Here is a 14,920-nt window from a genome sequence, read left to right as displayed (position 1 = left end):
TATCCTACTAAACAGTTGTTTAAGAGGTGTAAAGTATCTCATTGTGAAAGAGAATTATCTGGCAAAATGGTTGAACGGCGAGCTTACGGAAGCCGAAATGAAGGTCTTCAGGGATTCCCCTGAATTCGAGACCTACGAGCGCATTGCGTCGGTTTCGTCCCGCCTGGAAGGCCCCGCATTCGACACGGAAGCGGCCCTGGACCGCGTGAAGCAGGCACGGGCCGGCAACACGGGAAAAGTGCGCCGACTGCAGCCGGCCGTTCGCTGGCTGAGCATCGCTGCGGCCGTGATCCTGATGCTGACTGCCGGATACTTCTATATAAACTCCCTGGAGGCCACCGTGGAAGCCAAATTTGCCCAACGCCAGGAATTGCGCCTGCCGGATGCCTCGGAGGTGCTGCTCAATGCGGGCTCCGAACTCACCTACAGCAAGACAAAATGGGATGAAAAGCGGCAGGTCCGCCTCACTGGCGAGGCCTACTTTAAGGTTGCCAAAGGGGAAACCTTTACGGTGGAAACCCCTGCCGGTACCGTAGCTGTTCTGGGCACCCAGTTCAATGTCCTCCAGCGGGGCGATGTGTTTATCGTCAGCTGTTACGAGGGCCGCGTCCGGGTAACTCACAAAAGCAAGACCATTGAACTCCCGGCGGGAAGCGCCTACCGGGTAGTCGGTTCCACCGCCTTCAAATCCGAAACGGTTGAAGGAGACCGCCCCTCCTGGACCGGGGAGGAAACTGCCTTCCGGTCCATGCCCCTTTCCTTCGTGATCGACGAGTTCCGCCGCCAGTACAATATGGAAGTAGAGACCCGCGGCTTCGATCTTTCCCGGCGATATACCGGGACCATCAGCAACACAAATATGGATTTGGCGTTACAAAGTATAAGTGCCCCGCTACAACTTACTTATGAAGTAGCCGGTAACAAAGTACTTATATATGCCGAAGAAACTCCGTAAGGTCCGGTCGTTTTACCCGTTCCTCCTTCTCCTGGCCCTGTTCGCCTCCGCAATTGCCCGAGGGCAGACCGCCGGGGAACAGGATGTCATCGGCCTGCTCCGGCAGTTGGAAGCGCGTCACCAGGTGGCGTTTTCCTATGTGGACGAGGACCTGGGAAACCTTCGGGTGGGCCTGCCTGCCGACCTCCTGGCCAGCCTGCCCCTTGAGCCGGTGCTCGAAGAGCTCCGGCAGCAAATCCAGCTCCGGATCGAGAAACTCAACGAGCGGTACTATACGGTAGCCAAAAGCAACCTGGTAACTATCTGCGGCCAGGTCTACGATAATTTTGAGGACAATACGATTTCCGGGGCGTCCGTGGAAGTACTCGGAAGCAGTATTGCCACGGTTACCGGACCGGACGGGGCTTTCCGGCTGCAGGAAATCCCGAGGGGTGCCACCCTGAGGATCCGCCACCTCGGATTCCGGACGCGCTATATGCGGGCGGAAGAACTGGTACGGAGGGACCGCTGTACCCCGCTCCTCCTGCCGGTACGCTACCAGGAACTCCAGGAGGTGGTCGTCTACAAGTTTCTCACCAGCGGCCTCCGGCGCGGGGACAACGGCAGCATCCTGATGATGCCTTCGGAATTCGGGGTTTTGCCCGGCCTGACCGAACCGGACGTCCTGCAAACCATCCAGGCCCTGCCGGGTATCAAAAGTGTGGACGAGACCGTTTCCAATATCAATATCCGGGGAGGCACAAACGACCAGAACCTGCTGCTCTGGGACGGGATCAAGATGTACCAGTCCGGGCATTTCTTCGGGCTGATATCCGCCTTCAACCCCTACCTGACGCGGGAAGTGGAAATCATCAAGAACGGCAGTAGCGCCCGGTACGGGGACGGGCTCAGCGGCATTATCAGTATGCACACCCACGACGAGGTGGAACGAACCTATTTTGGCGGGGCCGGGCTGAACCTGCTGAGCGGGGATGCCTACGGCCATATCCCTATTTCGGACCGCCTGGCCATCCAGGTCTCGGGAAGGCGTTCCGTGACGGATTTTCTAAACACCCCCACCTATTCGAATTTCTCGGACCGCGCATTCCAGGATACGCAGGTCAGCGGCCCGGGCGGGCAAAATACGGAGCGATTTCAAAGCCGGGATGAAGACTTCTACTTTTACGATATAAGCGCGAAACTGCTCTACGACCTGAACGCTTACCACAAATTGCGGGTGAGCGCACTGAATATCGAAAACCAGCTTTCCTACCGGGAGGTCCTGGCCGCCGACAGCACTGAGAACCGCAGCCGGCTGGACCAGTCCAACCTGGCGGTGGGCGGAAGGCTGACCAGCGAATGGTCGGACCGTTTCTCCACGGCCGTCAGCGGGTATTTCACCCGCTACCTCCTGGACTCCTATTACGCCACCGAAGCGAGCCAGCAGCAGCTCTTCCAGGCCAATGAAGTGGAGGAGACTGCATTGAAGACCGAAATGGACTATGCCCTCAACCCGTATGTAAACTGGCAGGCGGGCTACCAGTTCCTGGTCACCGGCATCACCAACAATTCCGAGGTGAACCAACCCCCGTTCCTGAGCCGAATCAAAGACGTGCTTTACACCCACGCCCTGTTTTCCGAATGGCGGTATACAGGGCCCGGGAAACGACTCGACGCGCGGGCCGGCCTGCGCCTGAATTACCTGAGCAACCCGGACGACTTTGACCGGTTCCGACTGGAGCCACGGCTCAACCTGCAGTACAAGCTTCGCCCCCACCTGGTCCTCGGCGTCCTGGGGGAGATGAAAAACCAGACGAGCCTCCAGAAGATTGACCTGGAACAAAATTTCCTGGGCATCGAAAAACGGCGGTGGATCCTGGCGGACGACCAGAACCTCCCGTTGGTAACCAGCCGGCAGATCTCCCTGGGGCTGCACCACGACAGGGGCCACTGGATAGCCGGGATCGAGGGCTTCTACAAGGAAGTGGACGGCATCACCACGGACACCCAGGGGTTCCAGAACGAATACCAGTTCAACGGGGAGCTGGGACGGTATCGCGTACATGGGGTGGAGGCCCTGCTGAACTTCAAAAGCGCCGAATGGAGCAGCTGGGTCAGCTATGCCTGGAACCGGAACGACTATCGGTTTGAAGATCTGGACCCTGCAGAATTTCCCAATAACCTGGACATCCGCCACACGATAAGTTTCGGGACAAACTACACCTCTGGGAACCTCAAATTGGGTATCGGGGTAAATTACCGGACCGGCCGGCCCTATACAGAACCCGAACCGGAACCGAATTCCGTGGATACCTCGGTATTCCCGAACCGGGTGAATTTTTCCGAGCCCAACAGCAGCCGGCTTCCGGAATACTTCCGGGCCGATGCCTCGGCGATCTATGGATTTGAGCTCTCCGAAACCGTACGCGCTTCCGTAGGTGCATCCGTGCTGAACCTGACCGGGCGGCGGAACATCCTGAACACGTACTACCGGTTGAATGACCAGAACGAGGTGGAGCAGGTGGAGAACGTGTCCCTTGGCTTGACGCCCAACCTGAGCCTCCGGGTTCGCTTCTAGGGCTTGAGGAAGCCGCTCATGGTCAGTACATGCGGAAAGGAAATTGCCGCGAGGAAAGAGAAGAAAACAGGGAGGAATCCCCCAAAAAGCTGCCGCGTAATCCACCTATTTTCTGAGAATTGTCAAAAAGCTCCTGGAAACCAGGGGCTTTTTTTCTGGTGCTTCGGGACGGATATTCCAAAAACTGCTACATTTAATCCGGTAATCCGGATAAATCCCGCCATAGAAATTCTCGTATATGCTCCGTATTCTGCGCAAAGCCCGGCTCCAGGTCCTCGAAAACCGAAATTTCACCCGATATGCCATCTACGCCGTGGGCGAAGTAATCCTGATTGTCATCGGTATCCTGATCGCCATATGGCTCAGCGATTTGAGTGAGGAATATAAAAAGCGGGAGCGGGAACAATTTTACCTGGCCGGGCTCCAGGAGGAGTTTGAGCAAAGCCGGGCCAAACTGCAGGTCCTCATCAAGGTAAACCAGGACACCTACGTGAAGGCCCGCTCCATTGCCGAGGCCATCGCGCACCCCGATTCGGTTTTGAGCGATGCCGAGATGTCCCGGCTGCTCTTCCAGGCCTTCTCCGACGATTTTGCCTACAACCCCAACAATTCGCTCCTGCAGGAACTGCTCAGCGCGGGCCGGCTGGAAATCCTGTCCAATGCCGAACTGCGCAATAAACTGACTGGCTGGAATTCGCGGATTGAACGCATCCGCCAGCAGGAGACCTCGCTGAGGGAACAGCGCTACCGGGTACTGGATGTAGCCCGGAGCGGGACGGGCAGCATCCGCCGCATTTTTGAGGAGAACGGCCTGGCCGAAGGACTATTGGGCATGACGCCCAGCCCGGATCCGGGTACCAACCTGCCCCTGCTCGAATCGAGGCAATTCGAAAACAATGTGCTGATTTTTATCCTGACGGCCGTCTACACCGAGCAAATGCATTACCAGCCGCTGCTCGAGGAGATTCAGAAAATCCTGTCGCTGATAGATCAGGACCGGGAGTAACCCCCTGCGTACCAGCCCCGGGCTTACCCCCTTTCGCACCAGCACGGGGTATCGGCACGGGAACCCCCTCCCCCGGGAAACACCGGGGGAAACGCTCTGGCAATAGTCTTTACGCCGGGTTGGGGTCCCCCGGCTTACATACGCTCCGGGACTTCGATGCCCAGCAACTTGCAGCCACGGGCTACCACCCGGCCCACCTCCCCGGTAAGCTGCACCCGGAAATTCCGGTGGACGGCATCTTCTTCGCCCAGGATGGAAACCTGTTGGTAGAGGGAGTTGAAGTTCTTGACCAGGTCGTACGTGTAGTTGGCGACCAGGGCGGGGCTGTATTGTTCGGCCGCCTGAAGAACCACTTCGGGGAATTCAAGCAAATCCTTCAATAGCTGTTTTTCCTTTTCGTGCAGGCTAAGCGACAACAGGTCCTTGTCCGGTACCGCATAGCCGTCGCCCGCCTTGCGCAAGATGGATCGGATCCGGGCATAGGTGTACTGGATAAACGGCCCGGTATTCCCCTGGAAGTCCACGGACTCCTCCGGGTTGAAAAGGATGCGCTTTTTGGGGTCCACGCGAAGGATGAAGTATTTGAGGGCCCCCAGCCCAATCTGGTGGTACAGGGCAGATTTCTCCTCGGCGGTGTACCCGTCCAGTTTTCCCATTTCCTCCCCGATGGATTCGGCCGTGGCAGCCATTTCCCGCATCAGGTCGTCGGCATCCACCACGGTGCCTTCCCGGCTCTTCATTTTGCCGCCGGGCAGGTCTACCATGCCATAGCTCAGGTGGTAGAGGTGTTCGGCCCAGGAAAAACCGAGCTTCTTGAGGATCAAGAACAGCACCTTGAAGTGGTAGTCCTGCTCGTTCCCCACGGTATAGACCATCCCGGTAATATCCGGGTAATCCCGGAAACGCTGAATGGCCGTGCCGATATCCTGGGTCATATAAACAGCCGTCCCGTCGGCGCGCAGCACGATCTTTTCATCCAGGCCCTCGTCGGTCAGGTCTATCCAGACGCTGCCGTCCTCCTTCTTGTAAAACACGCCTTTTTCCAGGCCGTCCGCCACGACATCCTTGCCGAGCAGGTAGGTATCGCTTTCGTAGTAGAGCTTGTCGAAATCCACCCCAAGGTTCCGGTAGGTCGCTTCAAAACCGTCGTATACCCAGCCGTTCATCTTCCGCCAGAGGTCCACAACCTCCGGGTCGCCAGCCTCCCAGCGCCTCAGCAAATCCTGGGCTTCCAGCAGGATGGGCGCCGATTTGGCGGCTTCCTTTTCATCCATCCCCCCGGCGGTCAATTCGGCGATTTCCTCCTTATAGGCCTTGTCGAAGGCCACGTAGTAATTCCCTACAAGCTTGTCGCCCTTCAGGCCCGACTGGGCCGGGGTCTCCCCGTTTCCAAAGCGTTTCCAGGCCAGCATGCTCTTGCAGATATGGATTCCCCGGTCGTTGATGATTTGCGTCTTGTAGACCTTGTAACCGGCGGCCTTCAGGATTTCCGACACCGAATACCCCAGCAGGTTGTTGCGGATATGCCCCAGGTGCAGCGGTTTATTGGTATTGGGCGAAGAGTACTCCACCAGGATGGAGCCCCGCCGCGCCCCCGTGTGTAAACCGTAATCCGCATCCGCGCGCATCCGGGTAAAGAATTCCAGGTACCAGGCATCGTCGATTACCAGGTTCAGAAAGCCCTTGATAACGTTATACCCGCTGACCTCTTCCAGGTTTTCGGCCAGGTAAGCCCCGATGGCCTCTCCGATGGCTGCAGGGTTCCCCTTGACCTGCCGCAGCATGGGAAAAACCACCACAGTGATATCCCCTTCGAATTCCTTGCGGGTCGGTTGGAGTTCCACGGTTTCGAGTTCAACCCCGAATTCCCTGGAAACCGCCTCTCGTACGCCCCGGGTCAATACGCTTTCCAACGCCATATTACTTTGCTTTGAACGGGCAAAATTACACATTTCCGCCGGGTTTCCCCGCCCCGGCCGTTTTGGTTATCTTTAGGGGTAAAACAACGCTATGGAAATCTTTGCACATGCTGGTTAACGTCTCCTACACAAACCGGGAGCTCGACCGGCGAATTGAAAAACTCGTCGGAAAACCGTTTCCGTTGAAACAACGCTGGGCCATGAACGGCATCGGGTCGCCGAAACTGATTATCAGGGAAGCCAGCGTCGAGATTCGAAACCTGCTGCTCCTGGACAACAACCGGGATTCCTGCAATATCGAAATGCGCCCCGGCGGCATCATCCTGCGGTTCCGGTCCCTGCTCGAAACTTTTGGCCTGGTCATCCCCTATTACAAACTCACCCTTTACAAAGGCGATTTGGGGGTCTACACGGTCCATTCGGACCACCATTTTGTCCGGGTGGCTGCCGACACTAAAGCCGTCCAGAAATTTTTTGTGAAACTGCTCGGCTACAAGGCAGACCAGCATCCCCCCGCCCCGCCCGGGCATCCCGAACAACACAACCCCGAAACATGAGGATCCTGCTCACCGGCGCCAACGGGTACATCGGCATGCGGCTATTGCCCCAATTGCTGGATGCCGGACACCAGGTGGTCTGTGCCGTACGCGACCGGAACCGGCTCTCCGTGGACGAGGACATGCTGGACCGCATCGAAATCGTCGAAATTGACTTCCTGAAAGAACCCGAACCCGAACGCCTGAGCGAAAAGCTGGACGCCGCGTATTACCTGATCCATTCCATGAGCACCTCCACGGGCGATTTTGATAAAAAGGAGGCGCAGGCCGCCCGGAATTTTATCAGCTATATGGAGGTGGCCCGTCCCACACAAGTCATCTACCTGAGTGGCATCGTCAATAACGAGGAACTTTCCAAACACCTCAGCTCCCGAAAACAGGTAGAGGACATCCTGTATACCGGGCCGTTTCAGCTCACTGTTCTGCGGGCGGGCATCATCGTCGGTTCCGGCAGCGCATCCTTTGAAATCATCCGGGACCTCTGCGAGAAACTGCCGGTGATGATTACCCCAAAATGGGTGCTGACCAAAACCCAGCCCATCGCCATCCGGGACGTGATCCGTTTCCTCACCGGGGTTCTCGGACAAAACGAGACCTTTGACCAGTCCTTTGACATCGCCGGGCCGGATGTGCTCTCCTACAAGGAAATGCTCCACGGGTATGCCCGCGTGCGGGGATTCCGGAACTGGATCTTCACCGTGCCGGTGATGACCCCCAAACTTTCGTCATACTGGCTGTACTTTGTCACCTCCACCTCGTATAAACTCGCCGTAAACCTCGTGGACAGTATGAAGATGGAAGTGGTGGCCCGCGACAGGAAACTCCAGGACATCCTGGGCATCGAAACCATTACCTACCAGCAGGCCATCGACCTCGCATTCAAGAAAATCGAGCAGAACCTGGTGGTGAGCAGCTGGAAGGACAGCATGGTCAGCGGCCGCTTCAACCAACAGCTCGAAAAATACATCCAGGTCCCGAAATACGGGGTGCTGACCGACAATAAAAAAGTCCGGATCACCGACCGGGAGGCCGTCCTGGAAAATATCTGGAAAATTGGGGGCGAAACCGGGTGGTACTACATGAACTGGCTGTGGAAAATCCGCGGGCTGCTGGACAAACTGGGCGGGGGCGTAGGGCTCCGTCGGGGCCGGACCCACCCGGACAAAATCTACACGGGCGATTCCCTGGATTTCTGGCGGGTCCTGCTGGCCGACCGCGAAAAGGGGCGCCTCCTGCTATTCGCCGAGATGAAACTCCCGGGCGAGGCCTGGCTGGAGTTTCGAATCGATTCGGACAACTACCTGCACCAGAATGCCACCTTCCGGCCGCGGGGCCTGAAAGGGAGGCTCTATTGGTACAGCGTCCTGCCGTTCCACTATTTCATTTTCGGGGGGATGATCCGGAATATCGCCAAGACCGCCTGAGGCCGCTGGAATTACGCTCCTTCCCTGGGAAGGAATATCTCGGCAATCATACAACGCGCACTACCGCCCCCACAGGTCTCGATGGTATCCAGCGGGCTGGAAACGATGCGGGAGGTCTTTTCGATGGCCCGGATCTGCGCAGGCGTGAGGGACTGACGCGCCCTCTCGCTCATCACCAGGAGCCGCTCCCCTTTGCCGTTCCGGAGTTGCAGCATATTCCCTGCAAAGGCGTGGACCTGTGCCTCGGTGATCTCAATGATCTCCTTCCCGTCCTGCCGCAATTGGTCGGCCACAAATTTTCGTTCTTTCCGATTGTCAATGGCCTCCAGGCAAATAACGGCAAATGCTTCCGCCACACACATCATCACATTGGTGTGGTAGATGGGCTTTCGCTGCCCGTCCACGGATTGATAGGCCGTGAAAACCACGGGCAGCAATTCAAAATCCTCGCAGAATTCTATCAGCAACCCTTCGTCGGCCCGCTCGGATAGGGCGCAGTATGCCTTCATATTTTCCCGATCAAGGACTACGCTCCCTGTGGCTTCCAGGAACACCCCGTCCGCTTCTGCGGCCGTGTAATCCACCACTTCCGTAATCCGGAAGCCCGCCTCTTCCAGCCGGTCCAGCAAGTCTTCCCGCCGCTCGCGCCGGCGGTTCACTGCAAACATCGGATAGATAACCACCATCCCGCCCCGGTGGAAGGAAATCCAATTGTTGGGGAAGATGGAGTCCGGGGTATCCGTTTCCAACCGGTCCTCCACCACCATGACGGAGACGCCTTCAGCTTCCAACACCCGGACAAGCCCATCGAATTCCGCCTGGGCGCGGCGGTTGATTTCCGCATCGCTCAGGCTCAGGTCTTCCTGGAAATAATTATTGACTGCCGTCTGCTCGTTCATGCGGAACTGCACCGGGCGAATCATCAATATGGAATCGGTAATCTGCATATGGGGAACGTGATTTTTTTTGAATTCGAAATTGGGGACCTGTGGGATTGCCGCGTGGAATCCGGAATCAAAATTAGCCATTTCCGGTACCAAAATCGCGGAGAGGCACCCACTTTATTTTACCGGATTCATCCCGCCGGATGCCCGGGGCTTTACCCCGGCTCCCGGGCCAGCGGCAACGTACTGCAGCGCAGGAGCCCGCCTTGTTTCCCCACCTCGTTGTAGGGGATGGTTTCTACCTGCAGGCCGCGAGATTCCAGCCAGGCGTTCAGGCGGGTAAAGCTCTGTTCGCTTACCACTACTTCGGGGGATATGGAAAACACATTGCTGAACATCCGGTACATTTCTTCGGTGGTGATCTCAAATACATTCTCCGGACCAAAATAACTGCGCAACCATTCGTAGTCCCTGGCGTGGATAAAGCTCTCCCTGTGCAGGATTGCCAGGTTATGGCCCACGGGCTGGAAGCAGCAGTCCAGGTGCAGCGCATTCAACCGGGGGTCTGTGTTGTGCTTGCGAAGTTCAAACGACTTAACCTCCCGGTTCGGAAATGCCTCCCGGAGGTATGCCACCGCTTCCCGGTTGGTACGGGCTGTGATGTAGCCGGGGTAATCCCGGGCTGTATAGGTACCCACAAAGAGGAATTCCTTCCAGGGCATCACGTCCCCGCCTTCCACATGCACCTCCTCGGGCGGGACCAACAACTGGCTGGGGCCGAGTTTGTCGAGTACGTGGACAATGGCTTCGAATTCCCGTTCCCGCTCGGGCAGGATATTCGCTTCCACCATTTTGTCATCCACCACAAAGGCGATGTCCCGGGAAAATATCTGGTTGCATCCCGGGATATTTTCCGGGCGGAAAACCCGGGCCCCATGCTTTTTGAGCACCGCCTCAAATCCGTCCATTTCCCGGACCATATCCGCCTCTTCCGGATAGGTCCCCGCCAGGATGTGCTGCAGGGATTTCGGGTCATAGGCTTCCGCAGGGTCGGGCACCGGGCCGCTATCCGCGGCGGTCCCGAGCACTACAGCCCGGAGCCGGGCCGTTTCGTCCGCAATATTCAGGTTGAGCATAGTTGAACTGCTGATGGATACAACGAGGGGCCGCTTTATGTGGCCCCCCGGTTCGAATATTATTGTGTTTAGCGTTTATCGAGCGCCTTGAACGGCCGCTGGTTCTCCCCGATATACACCTGGCGGGGGCGTCCGATCGGCTCGCCCTTCAGGCGCATTTCCCGCCATTGGGCAATCCAGCCGGGGAGGCGTCCGAGTGCAAACATCACGGTGAACATCTCCACGGGGATTCCCAAAGCCCGGTAGATGATCCCCGAGTAAAAGTCTACATTCGGGTAGAGCTTCCGCTTTACGAAGTAATCGTCCTCCAGGGCTTCTTTCTCCAGACCTTTGGCGATATCCAGGATCGGGTCTTCGATCCCCAGGTCGCTGAGTACCTCATCGGCCGCTTTCTTGATGATCCGGGCCCGCGGGTCGAAATTCTTGTATACCCGGTGGCCGAAGCCCATCAGGCGGAACGGGTCCTTCTTGTCCTTGGCCTTGGCCATGTAGCGTTTGGTATCCCCTCCGTCGGCTTCGATTGCCTGAAGCATCTCCAGGACCGCCTGGTTGGCACCTCCGTGCAACGGACCCCAGAGAGCGGAAATCCCGGCAGATATGGAGGCAAACAGCCCGGCGTGGGATGACCCCACAATCCGCACCGTGGAAGTCGAGCAATTTTGTTCGTGGTCCGCATGGAGGATCAACAGCTTGTCCAGGGCTTCGATGACCACCTCATTCCTTTTGTATTCCTGGTTGGGCCGCTTGAACATCATCTTGTGGATGTTCTCCACGTACCCCAGGGAATCGTCCCCGTAATCCAGGGGAAGTCCCATTTTTTTCCGGTGCGTCCAGGCCACCAGTACCGGAAACTTTGCCAACAGGCGGACAATGGCATGGTACATATCCTCCTTGGACGAAACGTTGACAGACGACGGGTTAAAAGCGATCAGGGCGCTGGTCAGGGAGGAAATTACCCCCATCGGGTGGGCGGACTTCGGAAACCCGTCGAGGATTTTCTTCATCTCCTCGTCCACGTGGGATTCCGCCTTGATGTCCTTGTGGAACTTTTCCAGCTCCTCCTTGTTGGGAAGTTCCCCGAAAATTAGCAGATAGGCAACCTCCAGGAAATCGGCTTTCTCGGCGAGCTCTTCAATGGAATACCCCCGGTAGCGCAACACGCCTTTTTCCCCGTCCAGGAAGGTGATGGCGCTTTCGCAGGATCCGGTATTCTTGAATCCCGGATCCAGGGTGATGATCCCCGTGGCCGCCCGAAGGGTTTTTATATCGATGGCTACTTCATTTTCCGTGCCTTCCACCACCGGAAATTCATACGATTTCCCATGGATTGAAATACTCGCTTTGTCTGACATTTGTTCGGTTTAAAATTTATGTATGCAGGTCCTGTAAAACTACGAAAAAGCCCTCTTTTTAACAATCCGGAAGCGCCGTTTTATGCTATTCTTAACGGGTCTTTCGGGGCCTTTTTCGAGGCGCCCGGATTTGGTAAAGACTCCGGTAGTAGGCGTCCACGGATTCCGCCCAGGTAAAGCGGACCCCCCGGGCGTTCTCCCGGATGGCTTCCCAGGCTGCCGGGTCCTGCTGGCAGAGGTCAAGGGCCTCGTTGAAAACCGCCTCCAGGTTGGACACTTTTTCGGCAATCGACTCCCCGTCAAAGAGGAAACCTGTCTCCCGGTGCCGGATTGTATCACGCAGGCCTCCCGTGGCATGGGCCAGCACGGGGTTGCCGTTCCGCATGGACAGCATCTGGCTGATCCCGCAGGGTTCAAAAAGACTGGGCATCAGGTAGAGGTCGGATTCCAGGTAAATCGAATCGATCAGGTCCTCGGACTGCCCATTGGTAAAAATAAAGTTCGGATGTCGATAGCTCATTTCCCGAAAGAGTTCCTCGTAAACGGGGTCGCCGGTGCCCAGCAGCACAAAAACCCCGTTGTCGGCCGCCAATCGGCCCAACAGGTTTTCAAGACACTCCGGGTGCCGTTTAAAAAAATAGAATTTTTGCTCTGTAAGCCTGGCGACGCTCGAACAAATAAACGCCGGGGGGGCATCCATCCATCGCACCACCTTCTCACCCGTATGGGCCAGGAAGTCCGCCTTGTATTTCTTGGACTCCTCCTGGAGCCAGCCAAAGAGCGCCCGGATGGTATTCGGGAACAACCGCCCGCGCTCCGCCGTGCGGATACTATCGTAATTGCAGCCGTTCAGGATCCCGAAAAGCCGCTGCTCCTTCCTGGCGGTGACCAGGTCTGCTTCCAGGCCTTCACCCCCGATAAACTCAGGCGGGGAACTCGGCTTCTGGATGTCTTCCATATAGGATGGCGAAACCGTGTGGACGGCATCTGCCAGGCGGATGCCGATGGCCATCAGGTTGATACAGTCGGGGTAGCGGGCATCGCTCAGCTGTTCTTCCCGGTACGGGACCCCGGGAAACCAGGCTTCCAGGGAGGACGGGTTTCCCGAAAAGGGTCGAATCCCCTGTATGGCGAGGTTGTGGATGGTGTAGACAAAGCGGATATCCGCCAGCTCTCGGAATTCCGGGTGGTACTCCCTGAGGTACAACAGCAGGCTTGCATGCCAGTCGTGCAGGTGGACCACATCCAGTTGGCCAAATGCCCCTTCCCGGATGGCCCCTGCCACCCCGGTGCAAAAAATCGCAAACTTGATGAAGTCCGTATAAAAAGGTTCCTGCGGGTCGTTGTGATAGAGGTGGGCAATATCCCCGGAGGTTATTTCCGGGTGGTGCAGGGCGTAATGCGCAATACCCGGCAGTTCTTTTTTTCCCGGCACTCGGTAAAGCGAAAGGTCGTAGCGGCGTCCACCGAGGGGGACCTGGAATTCACGCAAGAGAACCCCGTCCCGATGCAGCCGGCCGTAGGCGGGCACCACCACGTGTACCTCATCGCCCCGGACAGCCAGTTGCCGCGGCACATCCCGGACCACATCGCCCATCCCACCGGCTTTGCAGGCGGGTATCCCGTCATTCTCGGCTGCGACAAATAAAAATCGGTTCATCCTTTTATTACTCCTGCTTTCCGCAACCGGCGCTTCTGCCATCCGCAACCGGCGCTCCGTATTCATCAAAAAAGGGCCGCGATATCTGTACCGGGCCCTTGACTTATCTGTATTTCAACCGGGTCAGGACCTTACCTTAAAGGCATCCGACCCCGGGTAATAGGCCACACTCCCGAGTTCCTCCTCGATGCGGAGGAGCTGGTTGTACTTGGCCATCCGGTCGCTCCGGGAAGCCGAACCGGTTTTGATCTGCCCGGTATTCAGGGCCACGGCCAGGTCGGCAATCGTGTTGTCTTCGGTTTCCCCGCTGCGGTGGGACATCACCGAGGTATACCCGGCGTTCTTGGCCATGTTCACCGCATCGATGGTTTCGCTCAGGGTACCGATTTGGTTTACCTTGATGAGGATCGAATTGGCAATCCCCTCGTCGATCCCGCGGGAGAGGCGCTCCACATTGGTGACGAACAAATCGTCCCCGACGAGCTGAACGGTATCGCCAACTTTATCGGTGAGCATTTTCCAGCCTTCCCAGTCGTTCTCGTCCATCCCGTCCTCAATCGAGATAATCGGGTATTTGGCACACAGGTCCGCCAGGTACTGGGCCTGTTCGGCGGAATTGCGCACGGCCCCGCTGTCCCCTTCGAATTTCGTGTAGTCGTATTTGCCGTCGACAAAAAATTCAGCCGCGGCACAATCCAGGGCGATCATTACCTCGTCCCCCATTTTATACCCGGCCTGTTCCACAGCCTTCGCGATGGTATCCAGGGCGTCCTCCGTTCCGTCCAGGGTCGGGGCAAATCCGCCCTCATCCCCCACAGCGGTGCTCAGGTTGCGATCGTGGAGGACCTTCTTCAGGTTGTGGAAGATTTCAGTCCCCATTTGCATGGCATGGGTAAAGTTTTTGGCCTTGACCGGCATGACCATGAATTCCTGGAAGGCGATCGGGGCATCCGAGTGAGACCCCCCGTTGATGATGTTCATCATGGGAACCGGCAGCGTATTGGCGCTTACCCCGCCCACATAGCGGTACAGGGACTGGCCCATTTCATTGGCGGCTGCCTTGGCCACGGCCAGGGAAACCCCCAGGATCGCGTTGGCGCCCAGCCTTCCCTTATTCGGGGTGCCGTCCAGTTCAATCATCGCCTGGTCGATCTTGTTCTGCTCATACACCAGCATGCCACGGACTTTTTCGGCGATTTCCGTGTTTACGTTCTTTACGGCCTGGCTCACGCCCTTGCCCATATATGTCTTTCCCCCGTCGCGCAATTCCACGGCCTCGTGTTCGCCTGTGGATGCCCCGGAAGGGACGGCCGCCCTGCCCAGGACGCCGTTTTCGGTCACTACGTCCACCTCCACGGTGGGGTTGCCCCGCGAATCGAGGATTTGTCGTGCGTGAACGTCGATAATGATACTCATAAGGTTGTCGATTTATTCGGTTGATTCCGGTTGCAAAGATACGAAACGCAGCGG

11 protein-coding genes are annotated in these 14,920 nt (G+C 57.2%); 5 read left to right on the top strand and 6 right to left on the bottom strand.

Features of this window, described 5'->3' with window-relative positions; all coding sequences use genetic code 11:
- Positions 1-43 precede the first annotated feature (43 nt).
- From RB2501_RS06620 to RB2501_RS06610, 3 genes are all read left to right on the top strand, one after another.
- Complete coding sequence (locus tag RB2501_RS06620; RefSeq protein WP_015753990.1) at positions 44-955, top strand: FecR family protein; 912 nt, start codon at positions 44-46, stop codon at positions 953-955.
- Positions 936-3,512: a TonB-dependent receptor gene (locus tag RB2501_RS06615; protein ID WP_015753989.1), complete on the top strand. Its 2,577-nt coding sequence runs from the start codon at positions 936-938 to the stop codon at positions 3,510-3,512. The genes RB2501_RS06620 and RB2501_RS06615 overlap by 20 nt, the downstream gene beginning before the upstream one ends.
- A 238-nt stretch (positions 3,513-3,750) precedes the next feature.
- Complete coding sequence (locus RB2501_RS06610; RefSeq protein ID WP_015753988.1) at positions 3,751-4,518, top strand: DUF6090 family protein; 768 nt, start codon at positions 3,751-3,753, stop codon at positions 4,516-4,518.
- 134 nt (positions 4,519-4,652) lie between these two features.
- Here the strand turns inward: RB2501_RS06610 and argS are convergent, their stop codons facing one another.
- Positions 4,653-6,437 carry an arginine--tRNA ligase gene (argS, locus tag RB2501_RS06605; RefSeq protein ID WP_015753987.1) on the bottom strand — a complete coding sequence of 595 codons (1,785 nt, stop codon included), beginning with the start codon at positions 6,435-6,437 and terminating at the stop codon, positions 4,653-4,655.
- Positions 6,438-6,544: 107 nt separating this feature from the next.
- Here argS and RB2501_RS06600 point away from each other — a divergent pair, with 107 nt between their 5' ends.
- Together RB2501_RS06600 and RB2501_RS06595 are read left to right on the top strand one after the other, a co-directional pair.
- Positions 6,545-6,994 carry a hypothetical protein gene (locus RB2501_RS06600; RefSeq protein ID WP_015753986.1) on the top strand — a complete coding sequence of 150 codons (450 nt, stop codon included), beginning with the start codon at positions 6,545-6,547 and terminating at the stop codon, positions 6,992-6,994.
- Positions 6,991-8,418 carry an SDR family oxidoreductase gene (locus RB2501_RS06595; protein ID WP_015753985.1) on the top strand — a complete coding sequence of 476 codons (1,428 nt, stop codon included), beginning with the start codon at positions 6,991-6,993 and terminating at the stop codon, positions 8,416-8,418. Before RB2501_RS06600 ends, RB2501_RS06595 begins: the two co-directional genes overlap by 4 nt.
- An 11-nt stretch (positions 8,419-8,429) precedes the next feature.
- On the opposite strand, the gene ctlX is transcribed toward RB2501_RS06595, so the two are convergent.
- The 5 genes from ctlX to eno form a co-directional block, all read right to left on the bottom strand.
- Positions 8,430-9,365 (bottom strand): citrulline utilization hydrolase CtlX, encoded by a 936-nt coding sequence (ctlX, locus tag RB2501_RS06590; RefSeq protein ID WP_041327566.1) that lies wholly within the window; start codon positions 9,363-9,365, stop codon positions 8,430-8,432.
- A gap of 152 nt (positions 9,366-9,517) precedes the next feature.
- Positions 9,518-10,438: a dimethylarginine dimethylaminohydrolase family protein gene (locus tag RB2501_RS06585; RefSeq protein WP_015753983.1), complete on the bottom strand. Its 921-nt coding sequence runs from the start codon at positions 10,436-10,438 to the stop codon at positions 9,518-9,520.
- A 68-nt stretch (positions 10,439-10,506) separates the two neighbouring features.
- Positions 10,507-11,790 carry a citrate synthase gene (locus RB2501_RS06580; RefSeq protein WP_015753982.1) on the bottom strand — a complete coding sequence of 428 codons (1,284 nt, stop codon included), beginning with the start codon at positions 11,788-11,790 and terminating at the stop codon, positions 10,507-10,509.
- A gap of 91 nt (positions 11,791-11,881) precedes the next feature.
- Positions 11,882-13,450 (bottom strand): glycogen synthase, encoded by a 1,569-nt coding sequence (locus tag RB2501_RS06575; RefSeq protein WP_041327565.1) that lies wholly within the window; start codon positions 13,448-13,450, stop codon positions 11,882-11,884.
- Between the two features lie 123 nt (positions 13,451-13,573).
- Positions 13,574-14,866 (bottom strand): phosphopyruvate hydratase, encoded by a 1,293-nt coding sequence (eno, locus tag RB2501_RS06570; RefSeq protein ID WP_015753980.1) that lies wholly within the window; start codon positions 14,864-14,866, stop codon positions 13,574-13,576.
- Positions 14,867-14,920: the final 54 nt, after the last annotated feature.

Source organism: Robiginitalea biformata HTCC2501, assembly GCF_000024125.1.
GTDB lineage: Bacteria > Bacteroidota > Bacteroidia > Flavobacteriales > Flavobacteriaceae > Robiginitalea > Robiginitalea biformata.
Note: the sequence above shows the minus strand (reverse complement) of the source record. Positions and strands in the feature narration are given on the sequence as shown.